Raw genomic sequence first — 19,283 nt, 5'->3', positions numbered from 1 at the left:
TAGAACGAAGTGCTGGAAAAATCCACGCTTGCACTTTGGGTGCGGTCACGGAATACCGGGTGATCGAAATCGATCTCAAAGCTCACTTTAAAGCCTTCGAACGGGACGAAGGTGGCGCGCTTGTCGCCGTCTTCTACTGTCACTTCCCGCAGAATGCGAATGAACTTCTTGGCTGCGTCCTGCTCTTCCAGGCCGGCAGATTGAATCAAGAATACGAAGGGTCCAGCGCTGCCATCCATGATAGGGACTTCGGACGCGGAGAGCTCGACGTAGGCGTTATCGATGCCCAAACCGGCCATGGCCGAGAGCAGGTGCTCCACCGTGTCCACTTTCACGTCACCGTTGACCAACGTGGTCGACATCGTGGTTTCGCCAACATTTTCCGCGCGAGCAGGAATCTGCACCACAGGGTCCAGGTCGGCACGAACAAACACGATGCCGGTGTCGACAGGTGCAGGCTTGAGGGTCAGGTATACCTTCTCCCCGGAGTGCAGACCTACACCTGTGGCACGGATAATATTCTTCAGGGTGCGTTGTTTAATCATGGCTTGGACCGCTTCAGCGCAAATTGCGAACTGGTATCAACAAAGGCTGGCGATAATAACAGACCAGACCTTTGCTGAACACCAATCACCTTCATAGCCCTGATACATTCCATTAATCGGCCTGACGACGCAGGAATGCCGGGATGTCCAGGTAGTCCAGATCATCTTGCGGATTCAAGCTACGGGACGCTGCAGCACCGGCCTGAGCCTGGTTGCGCATCACGGTCGGACGGTCCAGATCACGGTAGTTCACCGACGGCAGTTCCTGGCGCGAAGGCGCTGGGGCTGCAGCCGCTTGGCTGGCGTGGCTGGCCTGGCTGTTATGCAGGGTGTTGTCGATCACCTTCACAGGCTTCTCGATTTTCGCGCCCAGGCCGGTAGCAACCACGGTCACGTGCAGTTCATCACGCATGTCCGGATCGATAACGGTACCGACTTTGACCATGGCGTGCTCGGAAGCGAAGGCTTCGATGATGCTACCCACGTCGGAGTACTCACCCAGGGACAGGTCAGGACCGGCGGTGATGTTCACCAGGATGCCGCGTGCGCCTTGCAGGTTCACGTCTTCCAGCAACGGGTTGCGGATGGCCGCTTCAGTGGCTTCACGTGCACGGTTTGGACCGCTGGCGCAGCCAGTGCCCATCATCGCCATGCCCATTTCGCTCATGACAGTACGTACGTCGGCAAAGTCGACGTTGATCATGCCTGGGCGCTTGATGATGTCGGAGATACCGCGAACGGCACCGGCCAGTACATCGTCAGCCTTGGCGAATGCGGACAGCAAGCTTGCGTCCTTGCCCAGGATGGTCAGCAGCTTCTCGTTGGGAATGGTGATCAACGAGTCGACGCTTTCAGACAGCAGACGGATGCCTTCGTCGGCGATCTGCATGCGCTTGCGGCCTTCGAACGGGAACGGACGGGTCACGACAGCAACTGTCAGAATCCCCATTTCCTTGGCCACTTCGGCAATGATCGGGGCTGCACCGGTACCGGTACCGCCGCCCATGCCGGTGGTGATGAACACCATGTTGGTGCCTTGCAGCACTTCAGCAATACGCTCGCGATCTTCCAGCGCGGCTTGACGGCCGACTTCCGGATTGGCGCCAGCGCCGAGGCCCTTGGTCACGGCTGTGCCCAATTGCAGGATGGTCCGCGCGCCGATGCTTTTCAGCGCTTGGGCATCAGTGTTGGCGCAGATGAATTCAACGCCTTCAATGTTGCTCTTGACCATATGGTTGACAGCGTTGCCGCCGCCACCGCCGACACCGATCACTTTGATGACCGGGCTTGCGGGGATGTTGTCTACGAGTTCGAACATGTTCCCTCTCCTTTCGTTATCTCTAGTTTTTTCGCCTACTGCTTGCTGCGGTGTTGCGGTAAATCTTTAGAAATTGCCTTTTACCCAAGCCTGCAGCCGCTCGAACAACGGCGTTTTCGCTTCGTCGTCGTTGTTGCGGTAGCTGTCACGGATGCTTGGGCCCGACAGGGAAATGCCGTCGGTCTGCTTTTGCAGCCCGTACAACAGCAAGCCCACACCGGTGGAATAAATCGGGTTGCGCACTACGTCGCCCAGGCCTTTGACGCCATGGGGCACGCCCAGGCGAACCGGCATGTGGAAGATTTCCTCGGCCAGTTCGACCGCGCCTTCCATCTTCGAAGTGCCACCGGTCAGCACGATGCCGGCCGGGATCAAATCTTCGTAGCCACTGCGGCGCAGTTCAGCCTGGATCAGGGTGAACAGCTCGTCGTAACGCGGCTCGACCACTTCGGCCAGGGCCTGACGCGACAGCTCGCGCGGTGGACGGTCGCCAACGCTTGGCACCTTGATGGTTTCACCGGCACCGGCCAGTTTGGCCAGGGCGCAGGCGTAGCGGATCTTGATTTCTTCGGCGTACTGGGTCGGTGTACGCAGCGCCATGGCGATGTCGTTGGTGACCTGATCGCCCGCAATCGGGATCACGGCGGTGTGACGGATCGCGCCTTCGGTGAAGATCGCGATGTCGGTGGTGCCGCCGCCGATGTCGACCAGGCACACGCCCAGTTCTTTTTCGTCGTCGGTGAGTACCGAGTAGGCCGAGGCCAACTGCTCAAGAATGATGTCGTCGATTTCCAGGCCGCAGCGGCGCACGCATTTTTCAATGTTCTGTGCGGCGTTGACGGCGCAGGTCACCACGTGAACCTTGGCTTCCAGACGTACGCCCGACATGCCCAGCGGCTCGCGAACGCCTTCCTGGTTATCGATCACGTAGTCCTGCGGCAGGGTGTGCAGCACGCGCTGATCAGCCGGGATCGCCACAGCCTGAGCGGCGTCGAGGACGCGCTCAAGGTCGGCGGCGCTGACTTCACGGTCGCGAATCGCCACGATGCCGTGGGAGTTCAGGCTGCGAATATGGTTGCCCGCCACGCCGACGAATGCCGAGTGAATCCGGCAACCGGCCATCAGCTGCGCTTCTTCAATCGCGCGCTGGATCGATTGCACGGTGGACTCGATGTTCACCACCACGCCTTTCTTCAGGCCCCGGGACGGATGCGTGCCGATACCGACGATTTCGATCACACCGTCTTCCCCGACCTCACCGACCAGCGCCACCACCTTGGAGGTGCCGATATCGAGACCGACGATCATTTTGCCGCTTTGCACGTTTGCCATGGGTCCTGCCTCTTCTTAATTCTTCGCGACAGCGGGTTTGGCTGTCGTCGGCGCAGCCGGTTCACGCCAGCCGACGGCAAGGCCGTTGGCGTAACGCAGGTCGACGCTCGCAATGTTCGTAATCTGTTCTTTCAAGGTCTTTTCATAGATGGCAATAAAGCGGCGCATCTTTTCCACCAGGTTGCCGCGTCCCAGCAACAACTCGATGCCCGGGCCGGAACTGCCTGCCCCGGTCGTCAAAAACCAACTGCCCCGTTCACGCAATTCCAGTCGCGCAATCGAGAAACCCAACGGCCGCAGCATCTGGCTCAACGCCTGGTACTGCTGCATCACTTGCTGTTGCGCCCGCTGCGGCCCGAACAACTGCGGCAAGTGCTCGTAGTTGGCCAGTTCACGCGGAGTGAACGCCTGGCCCTGGTTGTTCAACAGCGCGCCATCGCCCCAACGGGCCACGGGCAGTTGTTCTTCCAGGCGGATCGTCACCTGGTCCGGCCAAACACGGCGGACTTCGGCGTGGGCGATCCACGGCATTTGCTCCAGCTCAGCGCGCATTCCGGCGAGGTCGATAGTGAAGAAACTCGCCGCCAGGTACGGGCCGATGCGCTGCTGCACGGCTTGCTGGCTGATGTAGCTCAAGTCGCCCTGCACGCTGATCTTGGTGATCGGCCGGTCGGCATACGGCAACAGACGCTGTGCGCCCTCGTAAGTGCCGAAGCCCAACACCACCAGCAGTACCGGCCAGAACAGCGCCTTGATAAAACCAAAGTTGGCTTTGGGCAGGCGCGCCGACATCGGCTCTTTAGCCACCATCCGGCTGGCACCCCGTGGCACCGGCTTGCGGCCGGGTGCTTGTGGGGGCTGATGACGAAGCGATGCGCCGTTCATGTGCTTAGCCTCGAGGCTCAATACTGGCCGCCAGAATCGCCAGCACCAACTGCTGGAAATCCAGACCGGCGGCACGCGCGGCCATAGGTACCAGGCTGTGGTCGGTCATGCCGGGTGCGGTGTTGACTTCAAGGAACCAGAAATTCCCTTGGTCATCCTGCATCACGTCTGCCCGCGCCCAACCGGCGATACCCAGCGCCTCACAGGCTTTTGCCGTGAGGTCCATCAATTCATGTTCCTTGGTTGCATCGAGGCCACACGGGATCCGGTACTGAGTATCGGAAGCCACGTACTTGGCGTCGTAGTCGTAAAAGGTGTGGGGCGTGCCCAATGCGATAGGCGGCAATACCTGGCCACGCAGGGTGGCGATGGTGTACTCGGGACCGGAAATCCACTGTTCCACCAACACTTGCGAATCGTAGGTACTTGCCGCTTTCCATGCGTCGATCAATTCGGCGGCCGAGTTCACTTTGGCCATGCCGATACTGGAGCCTTCATGGGCTGGTTTGACGATCAAAGGCAGGCCCAGTTCCTCGGCTGCAGAAATACAATCGTCTTCGCTGCACAGAACGCTGTGACGCGGTGTTGGAATGCCCAGGCTGTGCCACACCTGCTTGGTGCGCAGCTTGTCCATGGCCAGTGCCGACGCGAGGATGCCGCTGCCGGTGTAGGGAATGCCTGCGCACTCCAACAGGCCTTGCATACTGCCGTCTTCACCGCCGCGGCCGTGAAGAATGATGAAGGCGCGGTCGATTTTTTCGGCCAGCAAGCGAGCCAGGAAATCATCCCCCACGTCGATGCCGAAGGCATCTACGCCGGCGCTTTGCAGGGCTTCAAGCACAGCGTTGCCGGACTTGAGCGACACTTCGCGCTCAGCGCTCTTGCCGCCGAACAATACCGCTACGCGACCGAAGTCGGCAGGTGCGATTGTGGAAAACAGGGAGTCGTAGTCAGTGATCATTTCGACGTCCCCTTTTGCGCGGCAAACAGTGGGCTCGCGAGTAATTTGGGCGCCAGGCCACCGATGTCACCGGCGCCCTGACACAGCAGGATGTCACCGGCGCGCAGCAACGGTTTGACGAGCGGCGCCAGGTCCACACCGCGCTCGATGTAGATAGGGTCCAACTGGCCGCGCTGACGGATGCTGTTGCACAGCTTGCGGCTGTCGGCACCCGGAATCGGCTCTTCACCGGCCGGGTAAACTTCCATCAGCAACAGCACGTTGGCATCGGCCAATACATTGACGAAGTCGTCGTACAGGTCGCGGGTGCGGCTGTAACGGTGCGGCTGGTAGACCATCACCAGACGGCGCTCCGGCCAGCCACCGCGTACGGCTTTGATCACGGCGGCAACTTCGGTTGGGTGGTGACCGTAATCGTCGACCAGCATCACGTCACCGCCTTCTACCGGCAGTTGGCCGTATACCTGGAAGCGACGGCCCACACCGGCGAAACGCGACAGCCCTTCAACGATGGCTTCATCGCTGACGCCCTCATCGGAGGCGATGCAGATGGTCGCCAGAGAATTCAGAACGTTGTGGTTGCCCGGCATGTTCACCGACACATCCAGCGGCTCGCGGTCTGGGCGCAGCACGGTGAAGTAGGTCTGCATGCCTTCCTGGCGCACATTGATCGCACGCACGTCAGCGTCTTCGCTGAAGCCGTAGGTCACGGTCGGGCGTTTGACCAGTGGCAGAATTTCGCGCACTACCGGGTCGTCCAGGCACACCACGGCCAGGCCGTAGAACGGCAGGTTATGCAGGAACTCGACGAAGGTTTTCTTCAGCTTGTTGAAGTCACCGTCGTAGGTGGCCATGTGGTCTTCGTCAATGTTGGTGACCACAGCGACCAGCGGTTGCAGGTGCAGGAAGCTCGCGTCACTTTCATCGGCTTCGGCGATCAGGTAGCGGCTGGTGCCGAGCTGGGCATTGGTGCCGGCTGCATTCAGGCGGCCGCCGATAACAAACGTCGGGTCCAGGCCACCGGCGGCGAACACCGAAGCGATCAGGCTGGTGGTGGTGGTTTTGCCGTGGGTGCCGGCGACGGCGATGCCGTGGCGGTAGCGCATCAGCTCGGCGAGCATCTCGGCGCGGGGCACCACGGGAATGCGGCGCTCAAGGGCCGTCGCCACTTCCGGGTTGGAAGTGTTCACGGCGCTGGACACTACCAGCACGTCGGCTTCGGCAGCGTTCTCGGCGCGGTGGCCGATAAAGATCTGCGCGCCGAAGGTTTTCAGGCGATCGGTGACCGGCGACTCTTTCAAGTCCGAGCCGGACACTTGGTAGCCCAGGTTCAGCAACACTTCGGCAATGCCGCACATGCCCACGCCGCCGATACCGACGAAGTGGATGCGACGGATGCGGCGCATTTCCGGTTGTGGCATGGCTTTCTGATTCTCAACCATGGGCCACCTCCAGGCAGATATCGACCACGGTGCGGGTTGCGTCAGGTTTGGCCAGGCGGCGTGCGGTGCTCGCCATGCTGTTGAGTCGTTCCGGTTGCATCAAAACCTCGGTCAGGCGTGCGGCCAAATCGGCGGCGCCAGTCGTTCTTTGCGGCAGCAGGAAGGCAGCGCCCTCCCCAGCCAAATATTCGGCGTTGCGGGTCTGGTGATCGTCGATGGCGTGGGGCAAAGGCACCAGCAAGGACGGCAGACCGGCGGCCGCCAGTTCACTGACGGTCAGCGCGCCGGAGCGGCAGACCACCAGGTCGGCCCAGCCATAGGCATGGGCCATGTCTTTGATGAAAGGCTGTACGTTCGCCTCCACACCGGCTTCGCGATAACGCTGGGCGGTGACTTCATCGTGGTTCTTGCCTGCCTGGTGAAACACTTCAGGGCGCAACTCAACGGGCAGTTGCGCGATGGCTTCAGGCAGCAACTTGTTCAAGGGCTCGGCGCCCAGGCTGCCACCCAGGATCAGCAGGTGCGGCTTGCGGCCGGCCAATGCCTGGCGGGCAATGTCCATGAACAGCTCGGTACGCACCGGGTTGCCGGTGGTACGCAGTTTGTCCGAGGCACCGAACGTCTTCGGAAAGGCTTCACACACCCGCGCGGCCAACGGCACCAGCAAGCGGTTGGCAGTGCCGGCGACGGCGTTCTGCTCGTGCACGACCACCGGCACGCCGGCCAGCTTGGCGGCGACACCACCAGGGCCGGTCACATAACCGCCAAAGCCCAGCACACACACAGGCTTCAATTCGCGAATCACCTTGCGGGCTTGCCATACCGCCTTGAGCAACACAAACGGCGCCTTGAGCAGGGACAATTTGCCCTTGCCACGCAGCCCGGTGACGTTGATCAAATGCAGCGGCAAACCGGCATTCGGGACCAATTCGTTTTCGATGCCGCGTGGCGTACCGAGCCAGTGCACGGTGTAGCCACGGTTCTGGAATTCCCTTGCGCACGCCAGGGCCGGGAACACATGGCCCCCGGTGCCGCCCGCCATGATCAGCACGTTAGCGCCCATGGTTCGGCTCCTCGGCAAAATCGCTTTCGCTGAATTCCATCTCTTCGCTGCCCAAATGGGTTCGACTCTCCCACTCGATGCGCAGCAACAAGCCCAGGCACGCGCAGCAAATCACCAACGAACTGCCGCCGTAACTGAGGAACGGCAGGGTCAGGCCCTTGGTCGGCAGCAGGCCGACGTTCACACCGATGTTGATCAGGAACTGGCCGATCCACAGGAACGACAAGCCGTATGCCACATAAGCGGCGAAATACTGTTTGGCCCTTTCGGCCCACAAGCCGATGTACATGCCGCGAATACACACGAACACGAACAGGCCGACGGTGCACAGCGAACCGACCACGCCCAGCTCTTCGGCGAGTACCGAGAACACGAAGTCGGTGTGCGCTTCCGGCAGGTAGAACTGCTTCTGCACGCTGTTGCCCAGGCCCACGCCCAGCCACTCGCCGCGACCGAAGGCAATCAACGCCTGGGTGAGCTGATAACCGGAACCGAACTGGTCGGACCACGGGTCGGTAAAGGTGATCAGTCGCGCCATCCGATAGGGTTGGGCCTGCACCAGCACCGTCACCGCAGCCACGGCCAGCACCACCATCAGGGTGAAGCGGAACAGGCCAACCCCCCCCAGGAACAGCATCGCCGCCGCAGCGCCCATCATCACGACGGTGGCACCGAAGTCGGGTTCCATCAGCAACAGGCCGGCCATCGGCAGCAGCACGATGAACGGCTTGAAGAAGCCCATCCAGCTTTCGCGCACTTCTTTCTGACGGCGTACCAGGTAACCGGCGAGGTAGATCACCACAAACACTTTGGCGATTTCAGAGGGTTGAACGTTGAACGCGCCGAAGCCGATCCAGCGCATCGAACCGTTCACCTCACGGCCAATGCCGGGGAGGATCACCATGATCAGCAAGCCAAACGCACCGATCAGCATCATCCAACCCAGGCGCTGCCAGGTGGCGATGGGGATCATCATGGTGACGATGCAGGCGCCGAGGCCGATCACCAGGTAAACCAAGTGACGGATCATCATGTACAGGGTGTTGCCCGACTGCACGGCGGCCACTTCGGAGGAAGCCGATGTGATCATCACCAGGCCCAGACCGAGCAGCGCGAGGCAGCCGGCGAGCATCGGGAAATCGAGGTCGATACCGCGCCCGGTGATAATCGGCGACGGGTACGGCTTGATGATGTTTCTGAAGTTAATGCTCATGCCAAGGCCTCCACGCCGCGGGCGAACAGCTGGCCGCGCTCTTCGTAGTTCTTGAACATGTCAAAACTGGCGCATGCCGGCGACAGCAGCACGGCATCGCCTGGCTGAGCCAGGGCTTTGCATTGAGCGATGGCGTCGTCCAGCGAGGTTGCGCGCACGTGCGGCACGCCATCGCCAAGGGCGGCGGCGATCAAGTCAGCGTCGCGGCCCATCAGCACCACGGCGCGGCAATGTTCGGCCACCGGACCTTTAAGGTCCTTGAAGTCGGCGCCCTTGCCGTCGCCACCGGCGATCAGCACCAGCTTGCCTTCGATATCGGCGCCGAGGCCTTCGATGGCGGCCAGGGCGGCACCGACATTGGTGGCCTTGGAGTCGTTGTAATAGCTGACGCCATTGAGGTCGCGCACCCACTGGCAACGGTGCTCAAGGCCAGCAAACGTGCGCAGGCTGGCCAGCATCGCGTCAAACGGCAGGCCGACGGCGTGACCCAGCGCCAAGGCTGCCAAGGCATTGGACTGGTTGTGCGCGCCACGGATTTTCAGGTCACGCACCGGCATCAGGTTCTGGAATTCGAAGGCCAGGTATTTCTCGCCGTTCTCTTCGCGAATGCCGAAGGCTTTGAAGTCAGGTTTGCCCAGGCCGAAGGTCCAGCACGGCAGGCCTTCACCCATCAGCGGACGGCTCAGAGCATCCTGGCGATTGACCACCACTTGCCGGGCACCACGGAAGATCCGGTGCTTGGCCAAGTGGTACGCCGGCAGGCCGCTGTAGCGGTCCATGTGATCTTCACTCACGTTCAATACGGTGGCCACTTCGGCACCGAGGTCGTGGGTGGTTTCCAGCTGGAAGCTCGACAGCTCCATCACGTACAGCTCGATGTCGTCGCTCAGCAAATCCAGGGCTGGCGTGCCGAGGTTGCCGCCCACCGCCACGCGCTTGCCCGCCGCAACCGCCATCTCACCCACAAGGGTGGTCACGGTGCTTTTTGCATTGGAACCGCTGATGGCGACAATCGGCGCTTTCGCGTTGCGCGCGAACAGGTCGATATCGCCCGACAGCTTCACGCCACGCGCCGCTGCTGCCTGCAGGGCCGGTGTGGCCAAGGCGAGGCCGGGGCTCACGTAGAGCTCATCGGCACGGCACAGAAACTCGACATCCAACTCGCCACAACGCACTTCCACGTGCGGGTAGTCACGGCGCAGCGTGACCAGCTCCGGTGGATTTTCCCGCGTATCGGCCACAGCAAACGACGTGCCCCGGTTCGCCAGGAAGCGAACCAGGGACATGCCGCTCTTGCCGAGGCCGACAACGATGCGGAAGTGGTCTGAAGCGATCAGGGACACTCGTTTCTACCTCAGTTTCAGGGTGGCAAGGCCGAACAGCACCAGAATCACGGTGATGATCCAGAAGCGGACGATCACGCGTGGCTCGGGCCAGCCCTTGAGTTCAAAGTGGTGGTGAATCGGCGCCATGCGAAACACACGGCGCCCGGTCAATTTGAAGGAAGCCACCTGGATGACCACCGACAGGGTTTCCATCACGAACACACCGCCCATGATGAACAACACGATTTCCTGGCGGACGATGACCGCGATGGTGCCCAAGGCTGCGCCCAGCGCCAATGCGCCGACGTCGCCCATGAAAACTTGTGCGGGGTAGGTGTTGAACCACAGGAACCCAAGGCCGGCACCGATCAGCGCGCCGCAGAACACGATCAGTTCACCCGCGCCCGGCACATAGGGGATCAGCAGGTATTCAGCGAATTTCACGTTACCCGACAGGTAGCAGAAGATGCCGAGCGCGCCGCCCACCATCACCGTCGGCATGATCGCCAGGCCGTCGAGGCCATCAGTCAGGTTGACCGCGTTGCTGGAGCCGACGATCACGAAGTAGGTCAACACCACGAAGCCGATGCCCAGTGGAATGCTGGCGTCCTTGAGCATCGGGATGATCAAGGTGGTTTCCACGGCGCTTGGCGCGGTGGTGTAAAGGAAGATCGCGGCGCCGAGACCAAACACCGACTGCCAGAAATATTTCCAGCGGCTTGGCAGCCCCTTGGAGTTTTTCTCGATCACTTTGCGGTAGTCATCGACCCAGCCGATGGCGCCGAACAACAGGGTTACCAGCAGCACCGTCCAGACATAACGGTTGTGCAGGTCCGCCCACAGCAAGGTGCTGATGCCGATGGACGACAGGATCAGCGCGCCGCCCATGGTCGGAGTGCCGGATTTGGACAAGTGCGACTGCGGGCCGTCATTACGAACCGATTGCCCAATTTGCAGGTTCTGCAGGGTGCGGATCATCCACGGCCCCAGGAACAGCGACAGAGTCAGCGCGGTCAGCACACCCAGAATCCCGCGCAGGGTCAGGTACTGAAAGACCGCGAAGCCTTTGTGGAACTGTTGCAGATACTCAGCCAGCAGCAGCAGCATTAATGTTTCTCCGTACTTGAGCCACACAAGGCCGCGACGACGTTTTCCATCACCGCGCTGCGCGATCCCTTGATCAAAATGGATGTGTTTTTGTTTTGTTCAGCCGCCGTCAGTGCCTGGATCAACTCGGCCTGCGTCGCGAAATGCCGCGCACCGAGACCGAAGGCGTCGACGGCGTGCGCCATGTTCGGGCCGACGGCATACAGCGCGTCGACTTTGCCGGCGGCATAAGCGCCGACTTCGCGATGGCCTTGTTCGGCCCAGTCGCCCAGCTCGCCGATATCGCCCAGCACCAGCACCTTGCGCCCGGCAAAGCCTTTGAGCAGGTCAACCGCGGCATTGATGGAGGACGGGTTGGCGTTGTAGGTGTCATCGATCACGCGCATGCCGTTGGTCGACAGTTGCGCCACGGTGCGGCCTTTGACCGGCTGCACCGCGCCCAAACCGGTGGCGATACCGAACAGCGACACGCCCAGGGCGTATGCAGCAGCGGCGGCCGCCAAGGCATTGGCGACGTTATGGTTGCCCAGCAAATTCAACTGCACGTGCTCACTGCCCTGCGGGGTGTGCAAGGTGAACGACGGGCAGCCACGGGCATCGACGGTGATGTTGGAAGCATGAAAGTCTGCGGCCGCGTTCAGCACAGCAAACGTCAGGACCTTGCGACCGGCGGCGCGTACACGCCAGGTTTCGAAGGCCTTGTCGTCAAGATTTAACACAGCGGTGCCCGAAGCATCGAGGCCTTCAAGGATTTCGCCCTTGGCTTCGACGATTTTTTCCGGGCCGCCGAACTCGCCAACATGGGCGGTACCGGCATTGTTGATGATCGCAACGTGGGGCTTGGTCAGCGCCACGGTGTAGGCGATTTCGCCGACGCGCGAAGCACCCAACTCAATGACCGCCGCCGTGTGTTCCGGGGCCAGTTCGAGCAGGGTCAGCGGAGCGCCGAAATCATTGTTCAGGTTGCCACGGGTCGCGAGTACCGGCCCGCGCGTGCGCAGTACACCGGCGAGCAGTTCCTTGACCGTGGTTTTGCCGCTGGAGCCGGTGATGGCTGCAACGGGCTTGTCAAAAGCGGCGCGGTTGAGTGCACCCAATTGGCCAAGTGCCAGGCGGGTGTCGGCGACCAGCAACTGCGGCAACGTGGAGTCCGTTACTTCCCGCTGTACCAACGCGCCAACGGCACCCTTGGCGGCGACATCGTTCAGGTAGTCGTGACCATCAAAGCGCGGGCCTGCCAGTGCGACAAACAACTGGCCCGGTGTGATGTTGCGACTGTCGATACTGACGCCGTCGAAGCTGCAATCGCTCGACAGCACGCGGGCCGAAAGGGCCTGGGTCAGTTCGCTGAACGTCATCGTTTTAAGCATGGGCGATCTCCCAGGCGGTCAAGGCACTTTCCGCCTCAACCAGGTCGGAAAAGGCATGGCGCTCGCCGTTGATTTCCTGGTAGTCCTCGTGACCTTTACCGGCCAGCACCACCACGTCGTCAGCGCTGGCACTGGCGATCAATTGCGCGATGGCGGCGCCGCGACCGGCGACGAAGGTCACGGTGGACGCGTCCTTGAAGCCGGCACGGATGTCGTCAAAGATCTGACTCGGCGCTTCGCTGCGCGGGTTGTCGTCGGTGACGAGCACGCCATCGGCCAAGCGCTCAACGATTTCAGCCATCAGTGGGCGCTTGCCGCGATCACGATCACCGCCGCAGCCGAACAGGCACAGCAACTTGCCCTTGGCGTGTGGGCGCAGGGCTAGCAATACTTTTTCCAGGGCGTCCGGGGTGTGGGCGTAATCGACCACCACCAACGGCTGATTGCCGCCGCCAAGGCGCTGCATGCGACCGGCTGGGCCTTCCAGTTTTGGCAACACGCGCAGGATTTCGTCCAGGGCGTAATCCAGGCCGAGCAATGCGCCAATGGCGGCCAGGACGTTGCTCAGGTTGAAACGACCGAGCAAAGCGCTGCGCAAGTGGTGCTGGCCCTGAGGCGTAACCAAGGTGGCGAGTACGCCTTCATCATTAAACTGGGCTTCGCGGCAATACAGGTACGCGCTGGAATCTTCCAGGCTGTAGGTGATCAGGCGCGCTTCGCTGTCTTCGGCGGCCAATTGGCGACCGAACGCGTCATCGAGGTTGACCACCCGGCACTTCAAGTCATTCCAGGCGAACAGCTTGGCCTTGGCAGCGGCGTACGCTTCCATGGTGCCGTGGTAGTCCAGGTGGTCGCGGGACAGGTTGGTCATCACCGCCACGTCAAATGCCAGGGCAGTGACGCGGCCCTGATCCAGGCCGTGAGACGAGACTTCCATGGCAACCGCCTTGGCACCGGCCTTTTTCAGGTCGGCCAGGGTAGCTTGCACGGCAATCGGGTTTGGCGTGGTGTGCAGGCCGCTTTGCAGCGCGCCATAAAAGCCGGTACCCAGGGTGCCGACAATGCCGCAATGCTGACCCAGCAGGTCAAGGGCCTGGGCGACCAGTTGGGTCACACTGGTTTTGCCGTTGGTGCCGGTCACGCCAACCACATTCAGATGACGGCTCGGGTCACCATAAAAGCGCCCGGCGATATCCGACAGTTGCGCCGCCAAGCCCTTGACCGGAATCAACGGCACGTCTGTGATCGGCAGCACGGTGGCGCCTTCCACTTCATACGCCACGGCCGCAGCGCCGCGTTGCAGGGCATCGGCGATGTGCGCACGGCCATCGTATTTGCCGCCAGGCACTGCCAGGAACAGGTCACCGGCACGTACATTACGGCTGTCCAGGCTCAGCTCGCGGATCAACAGATCGCGACCGGCGTGGGCAAAAATCTTGTTCAGGCTAAGAGACATCAGCCGCGCCCTCCATTGGCTTTTACCGCAGCGGCCGGTGGTCCGGCGTTCGCTTGTTGAGTCGGCGGCAGGTTGTCCGGCGTGATGTTCATCAGGCGCAGGGTGCCGGACATCACTTTGCTGAACACCGGCGCCGATACCAGGCCACCGAAGTAGCCGGCCTTACTTGGCTCGTCGATCACGACGACGATGGCGTAGCGCGGGTCGCTCATCGGGCCGAAACCGGCAAACAGCGAGCGGTACGAGTTTTCGGCGTAGCCCTTGGTGCCTACCGACGTTTTACGTGCGGTACCCGACTTGCCTGCCACGTGATACGCCGGCACCTGGGCACGGAATACACCGCGCGGTGCTTCGATCACTTGTTGCAGCATGCCTTGCATGGTTTTGGCGACGCTTTCCGGAATAACCTGAGTGGCTTTCGGCGCTTCGTCGATATGAATCAGGCTCAGCGGAACCATGCGCCCGTTATTGGCCAATACAGAGAAGGCGTGGGCCAGCTGGATCGCGGTCACCGACAGGCCGTAGCCATAGGAAAGCGTGGCGGTCTCGGCTTTTTTCCAGTCGCGGTAGTTCGGCAGGTTGCCCACGCGCTCGCCCGGGAAGTCCAGACCAGTGGGTTGGCCCAAGCCGATTTTTTGCGCCAGGTGATAAATGGTTTCGCCGCCGATATCAAAGGCGACCTTACTCATGCCCACGTTACTGGAGTTGATCAGGATGCCTGTCAAATCCAGCACTGGGCCTTCGCTGCGGGACACGTCACGAATGGTGTATTTGCCCAATTGCAGGGTGCCCGGGTAAACCTCGACCTTGTCGCTGGGTTTCCAGCGCCCGGTTTCGAGCGCGGCACTCATGGAGATGGCTTTCATGGTCGAACCCGGTTCGAACACGTCGATCATCGCGCGGTTACGCATCATCGCCGGTTGCAGGTTGCGACGGTTGTTCGGGTTGTAGGTCGGCTGGTTGACCATGGCCAGAATCTCGCCGGTCTTCACGTCCATGATCACCAGGCTGCCGGCCTTGGCGCCGTTCTCGATGATCGCGTTACGCAACTCGCGGTTGGCCAGGTACTGCAGACGCAGGTCAATCGACAACGCCAAGGGCTTACCGGCCTTGGCGTTTTTGGTGACCTGGACATCCTTGATCAGTCTGCCGCGCCGATCCTTGATGACCTGGCGCTTGCCCGGAACCCCGGCGAGCCATTCATCGTAGGCCAGCTCCACGCCTTCGCGACCGTGGTCATCGATGTCGGTAAAGCCGACCATGTGCGCGGTGGTTTCACCGGCCGGGTAGAAACGACGAAATTCCTCGATGCCGTAGACACCGGGGACTTTAAGGTCGAGCACTTGCTGACCCTGCTCAGGCGTCAGGCCACGAACAAGGTAGATGAATTCTTTATTGGCCTGGGCTTCGAGACGCTCAGCCAGGGCTTTCGGATCCTGGCCCAGCGCAGCCGCCAGTTCAGGCCATTTTTCCTTGGCAGTTTGCAGTTCTTTGGCGTTGGCCCACAGGGTGGTCACCGGCGTACTGACAGCCAGAGGCTCGCCGTTACGGTCAGTGATCAGGCCGCGGTGCGCAGGAATCGGAATATGACGCAGGCTACGGGCATCGCCCTGGCCGATCAGGAAGTCACGGTCAACCACTTGCAGGTCGATAATGCGCCAGACAATCGCGCCGACCATCAAGGCCAGCAGGCCGATCATCAGGCGGAAGCGCCATGGGTAGAGTGCACCCTCAAGTTTCATCATGGCGCCACCATGCGAACGTCGGCCGCGCCAGGGATGTGCATTTTCAGTTGTTCTGTGGCCAGCGTCTCGATACGGCTGTGCGCCGTCCAGGTACTTTGCTCAAGGATCAACCGGCCCCATTCCGCCTGCGCTTTGTCACGCACACTCAGTTCCCCATAGAGGGAATTGAGCAGTTGGCGGTTGTAGTGCGCGCTGTACGACACCGCAATCGCGGAGACCAGTACGCCGATGAACAACAGCAACATAAAGAAGCTGCCGCCCGGCAGGGGCTTGGCGAAAAGCTTGCTCACCGCAACTTCTCCGCGACGCGCATAACGGCGCTACGGGAACGAGGGTTGGCTTTGAGTTCGGCTTCGGAAGCGAACTGCGCCTTGCCATGGATTTTGATTTTCGGCACAAAAGCTTCGAAACGCACCGGCAGGTTGCGCGGCAGGTTATCGGACTCGCCCTTGACCAGCCTACGCATGAACAGTTTGACGATGCGGTCTTCCAGGGAGTGGAAGCTGATCACCACCAGGCGACCGCCCACTTCCAGGGCTTCCAGAGCGGCCTCGAGGCCGGCTTCCAGATCGCCCAATTCGTTGTTCACGTGAATGCGCAGCCCCTGAAACGCGCGGGTCGCCGGGTTCTTGCCCTTCTCCCACGCCGGGTTGGCGACTTTCAGCACTTCGGCCAGGTCGGCGGTGCGTTCAAACGGCTGTATTTCGCGACGCTCGACCACGGCACGGGCCATGCGGCCGGCGAAGCGTTCTTCACCGTACTCCTTGAACACGCGGGTGATTTCTTCATGGGGCGCGGTGGCGATGAACTGGGCTGCACTGACGCCGCGGGTTGGGTCCATGCGCATGTCGAGCGGGCCGTCATTCATGAAACTGAAGCCGCGCTCCGGGTCATCGAGCTGCGGCGAAGACACGCCCAGGTCGAGCAAAACCCCGGCCACCTTGCCTGCCATGCCGCGCTCGGCGACTTCGGCGCCCAGCTCGGCAAAGCTGCGCTGCACAACGACAAAGCGGCCGTCTTCGGCCGCTAGCGCTTGCCCGGTGGTAATCGCTTGAGGGTCTTTGTCAAACCCGAGGAGCTTACCGTCGGGCCCGAGCTGGCTGAGTATCAACCGGCTATGCCCGCCCCTGCCAAAGGTGCCATCCAAATAGCAGCCATCCGCGCGTACGGCGAGAGCCTCAACGGCTTCGTCAAGCAGTACGGTGATGTGGTTAAAGCCGCTATCAATAGTCACAGGATCAAATCACGCAGTTCATCAGGCATGGCGCCCGGTTGTTGAATAGCAGCCAGGTCAGCTGCAGACACAGCATCCCAGGCATCTTCGTCCCACAATTGGAACTTGTTCAGTTGGCCCACCAGCATTGCGCGCTTATCCAGCTTGGCGTACTCGCGCAGACGCGGCGGCACCAGGAAACGACCACTGCCATCGAGTTCGAGGTCGACGGCATTACCGATCAGCAAACGCTGGAGGCGGCGGTTTTCTTCACGCAATGAAGGCAGCGCGCGCAATTTGGTTTCAATCAACTCCCACTCGTCGAGTGGGTAAACACACAAACAAGGATCAACGGCGTCAATCGTGATGATTAACTGGCCCGAACTTCGCGAAACGAGCTCGTCACGATACCGGCTCGGCATGGCGAGACGGCCTTTTGCATCGAGACTGATAGCGTTAGCTCCGCGAAACACAGATGCGTTTCTCCAATTTTTAGCATTTTAAGTTCAAAAAACCCACTTTGTGCCACTTTCCGCCACTTGCGCACACTATAGGAATGCGCCCACCACACCGTCAAGGCGCGGATTCAAGGAAAAGCCTTACAGAACGGAGATTTAGGAGCGTAAAAGGAGGAGAAACGAGAGTTTGACGATGTTTTTGACTCAGTAACCGCAGCTAGCTCAGTGAGCTATAGCTTGAAGTTAAAGTAATTTATTAAGAGTAAGATTTTTTTGGTATTACGAAGATGCATCTGCCAATGATTTGGCAGGGAGGGATTCTTGCGTTACTACCGGTTTTCTGCACGAGATTCGGACAGAAGGAAAAAGGTGGAGAGTCGATCTGTAAGCCGGGTTCTGTCTTGAACAGTCATTCGTCTACGATGGCCATCACTGGACATCTTTAGCAACCTACCCGGTCCCAGCGCGGGCCACGCCTTGGGACCCTATTTGGTCTTGCTCCAAGTGGGGTTTACCTAGCCACGAACTGTTGCCAGTCGTGCGGTGCGCTCTTACCGCACCTTTTCACCCTTACCGGCACCGAAGTGCTTAGGCGGTTATTTTCTGTGGCACTTTCCGTAGGCTCACGCCTCCCAGGCATTACCTGGCACTTCGCCCTATGGAGCCCGGACTTTCCTCCCCCCCCTAATTTTCATAGAGGGCAGCGACTGTCCAATCGACTCTCCGCCGCGCAGGTTAACGGCACGGCGGCCTCAGGACAAGTACTAATGCCATCACGTTCAGACGGAATGCCGCTCTAGCCCCGGAACTATTCGCCTTTCTGTTTATCCAGCGCCACTTGATACAACACGTTCTTGCGCAGGCCAGTAATCTCAGCGGCAAGGGCAGCGGCACGCTTGAGCGGCATTTCCTTAAGCAGCAAATCCAGGATGCGCAGGGCTTCGCTGCCAACGGCATCTTCATTTTCAGGTGCGGTCCAGCCCGCCACCAGCACCACACACTCGCCACGCTGCTGATTGCTATCACCTTCGACGAAGGCCCGCAGCGCCTCCAGCGGCAAGCCCTTGAGGGTTTCAAAGGTCTTGGTCAACTCACGCGCCAGCAGCGCCAGGCGCTCGCCACCGAACACCAGTTCCATGTCCTGCAGGCATTCAAGGATGCGATGCGGCGCTTCGTAGAAAATCAGGGTACGCGGTTCTTCCTTGAGGGCCTGAAGGCGCGCGCGGCGCCCCACGGCCTTGGCCGGCAGGAAACCTTCAAAAATGAAGCGGTCGGACGGCAAGCCGGCAGCGGATAATGCTGCAATCAGCGCGCACGCCCCCGGAACAGGCACTACATTGATACCTGCGGCCCGCGCCTGGCGGACCAAGTGGTAACCCGGATCGGAAATCAGCGGTGTACCGGCATCGGAGATCAGCGCCACGTCGTCGCCAGCCAACAGGCGGGTGATAAAACGGCTGCCTTCTTCGCGCTCGTTATGCTCGTGGCACGCGGCTAATGGCGTGCTGATACCAAAATGCTGCATCAACCGCTGGGAATGCCGAGTGTCTTCCGCCGCGACCAATTTAACGTCGCGTAACACTTTCAACGCCCGAGCACTGATGTCGTCCAGGTTGCCAATGGGCGTCGCCACGACAAAAAGCGAGCCTGCAGTGGAATTCAAAGGACCTGGAGCAGTCAAAACGCACACCTCGATGGTTGAGAAAAATCGCATTGTAGCGCGTAGGCGCCTCGATACTATGCCCTCGAGATCAACCGTGGATGCACGCTCGTAACAATTGCACGATCTAAATCAACGGTTTCACGCCACTAACATCGCGCCTGGGCCAGTGCTTGGGTACACTTCCACG

General features: G+C 60.7%; 17 protein-coding genes and 1 other RNA gene. All 18 read right to left on the bottom strand.

Annotation, left to right across the window (positions count from 1 at the left end):
* A partial coding sequence (lpxC, locus tag ACP7A2_RS09450; protein WP_426133986.1) for a UDP-3-O-acyl-N-acetylglucosamine deacetylase occupies positions 1 to 545 on the bottom strand: 545 nt, incomplete at its 3' end.
* Positions 546 to 657: 112 nt separating this feature from the next.
* Complete coding sequence (gene ftsZ, locus ACP7A2_RS09445) at positions 658 to 1,863, bottom strand: cell division protein FtsZ (RefSeq protein ID WP_426133985.1); 1,206 nt, start codon at positions 1,861 to 1,863, stop codon at positions 658 to 660.
* A gap of 66 nt (positions 1,864 to 1,929) precedes the next feature.
* Positions 1,930 to 3,195 (bottom strand): cell division protein FtsA, encoded by a 1,266-nt coding sequence (gene ftsA / locus ACP7A2_RS09440; RefSeq protein WP_426133984.1) that lies wholly within the window; start codon positions 3,193 to 3,195, stop codon positions 1,930 to 1,932.
* A 15-nt stretch (positions 3,196 to 3,210) separates the two neighbouring features.
* Positions 3,211 to 4,080 (bottom strand): cell division protein FtsQ/DivIB, encoded by an 870-nt coding sequence (locus ACP7A2_RS09435; protein WP_078740802.1) that lies wholly within the window; start codon positions 4,078 to 4,080, stop codon positions 3,211 to 3,213.
* A gap of 4 nt (positions 4,081 to 4,084) precedes the next feature.
* Positions 4,085 to 5,041, bottom strand: coding sequence for a D-alanine--D-alanine ligase (locus tag ACP7A2_RS09430; protein WP_426133983.1), 957 nt, complete (start codon positions 5,039 to 5,041; stop codon positions 4,085 to 4,087).
* Positions 5,038 to 6,483: a UDP-N-acetylmuramate--L-alanine ligase gene (murC, locus tag ACP7A2_RS09425; RefSeq protein ID WP_426133982.1), complete on the bottom strand. Its 1,446-nt coding sequence runs from the start codon at positions 6,481 to 6,483 to the stop codon at positions 5,038 to 5,040. The genes ACP7A2_RS09430 and murC overlap by 4 nt, the downstream gene beginning before the upstream one ends.
* Complete coding sequence (gene murG, locus ACP7A2_RS09420) at positions 6,476 to 7,546, bottom strand: undecaprenyldiphospho-muramoylpentapeptide beta-N-acetylglucosaminyltransferase (RefSeq protein WP_348060768.1); 1,071 nt, start codon at positions 7,544 to 7,546, stop codon at positions 6,476 to 6,478. Before murG ends, murC begins: the two co-directional genes overlap by 8 nt.
* Positions 7,536 to 8,759, bottom strand: coding sequence for a putative lipid II flippase FtsW (gene ftsW, locus ACP7A2_RS09415; protein WP_348060770.1), 1,224 nt, complete (start codon positions 8,757 to 8,759; stop codon positions 7,536 to 7,538). Before ftsW ends, murG begins: the two co-directional genes overlap by 11 nt.
* Complete coding sequence (gene murD / locus ACP7A2_RS09410; protein ID WP_426133981.1) at positions 8,756 to 10,102, bottom strand: UDP-N-acetylmuramoyl-L-alanine--D-glutamate ligase; 1,347 nt, start codon at positions 10,100 to 10,102, stop codon at positions 8,756 to 8,758. Before murD ends, ftsW begins: the two co-directional genes overlap by 4 nt.
* Before the next feature lie 6 nt (positions 10,103 to 10,108).
* Positions 10,109 to 11,191, bottom strand: a complete 1,083-nt coding sequence (mraY, locus tag ACP7A2_RS09405; protein WP_375066421.1) for a phospho-N-acetylmuramoyl-pentapeptide-transferase — start codon at positions 11,189 to 11,191, stop codon at positions 10,109 to 10,111.
* Entirely contained in the window at positions 11,191 to 12,561 is a 1,371-nt protein-coding gene (locus ACP7A2_RS09400) for a UDP-N-acetylmuramoyl-tripeptide--D-alanyl-D-alanine ligase (protein ID WP_426133980.1), read from the bottom strand. The genes mraY and ACP7A2_RS09400 overlap by 1 nt, the downstream gene beginning before the upstream one ends.
* The gene (locus ACP7A2_RS09395) at positions 12,554 to 14,017 is read right to left on the bottom strand and encodes a UDP-N-acetylmuramoyl-L-alanyl-D-glutamate--2,6-diaminopimelate ligase (protein ID WP_426133979.1); all 1,464 of its coding nucleotides are present in this window, start codon (positions 14,015 to 14,017) and stop codon (positions 12,554 to 12,556) included. The genes ACP7A2_RS09400 and ACP7A2_RS09395 overlap by 8 nt, the downstream gene beginning before the upstream one ends.
* Positions 14,017 to 15,759 (bottom strand): peptidoglycan D,D-transpeptidase FtsI family protein, encoded by a 1,743-nt coding sequence (locus tag ACP7A2_RS09390; RefSeq protein ID WP_426134022.1) that lies wholly within the window; start codon positions 15,757 to 15,759, stop codon positions 14,017 to 14,019. The genes ACP7A2_RS09395 and ACP7A2_RS09390 overlap by 1 nt, the downstream gene beginning before the upstream one ends.
* On the bottom strand, positions 15,759 to 16,052 hold the full coding sequence (gene ftsL, locus ACP7A2_RS09385; protein ID WP_348061363.1) for a cell division protein FtsL: 294 nt from the start codon (positions 16,050 to 16,052) through the stop codon (positions 15,759 to 15,761). The genes ACP7A2_RS09390 and ftsL overlap by 1 nt, the downstream gene beginning before the upstream one ends.
* Entirely contained in the window at positions 16,049 to 16,996 is a 948-nt protein-coding gene (rsmH, locus tag ACP7A2_RS09380) for a 16S rRNA (cytosine(1402)-N(4))-methyltransferase RsmH (RefSeq protein ID WP_426133978.1), read from the bottom strand. Before rsmH ends, ftsL begins: the two co-directional genes overlap by 4 nt.
* On the bottom strand, positions 16,993 to 17,448 hold the full coding sequence (gene mraZ / locus ACP7A2_RS09375) for a division/cell wall cluster transcriptional repressor MraZ (RefSeq protein ID WP_064450756.1): 456 nt from the start codon (positions 17,446 to 17,448) through the stop codon (positions 16,993 to 16,995). Before mraZ ends, rsmH begins: the two co-directional genes overlap by 4 nt.
* A gap of 354 nt (positions 17,449 to 17,802) precedes the next feature.
* Positions 17,803 to 18,156: RNase P RNA component class A (gene rnpB, locus ACP7A2_RS09370), an RNA gene on the bottom strand.
* Between the two features lie 85 nt (positions 18,157 to 18,241).
* On the bottom strand, positions 18,242 to 19,147 hold the full coding sequence (rsmI, locus tag ACP7A2_RS09365) for a 16S rRNA (cytidine(1402)-2'-O)-methyltransferase (protein WP_348061365.1): 906 nt from the start codon (positions 19,145 to 19,147) through the stop codon (positions 18,242 to 18,244).
* Positions 19,148 to 19,283: the final 136 nt, after the last annotated feature.

Origin of the sequence: Pseudomonas sp. PWP3-1b2, assembly GCF_049896045.1 — a bacterium.
Taxonomy (GTDB): domain Bacteria; phylum Pseudomonadota; class Gammaproteobacteria; order Pseudomonadales; family Pseudomonadaceae; genus Aquipseudomonas; species Aquipseudomonas antarctica_B.
The sequence above is the reverse complement of the archived record's forward strand: the minus strand, read 5'-3'. Positions and strand labels throughout refer to the sequence as shown.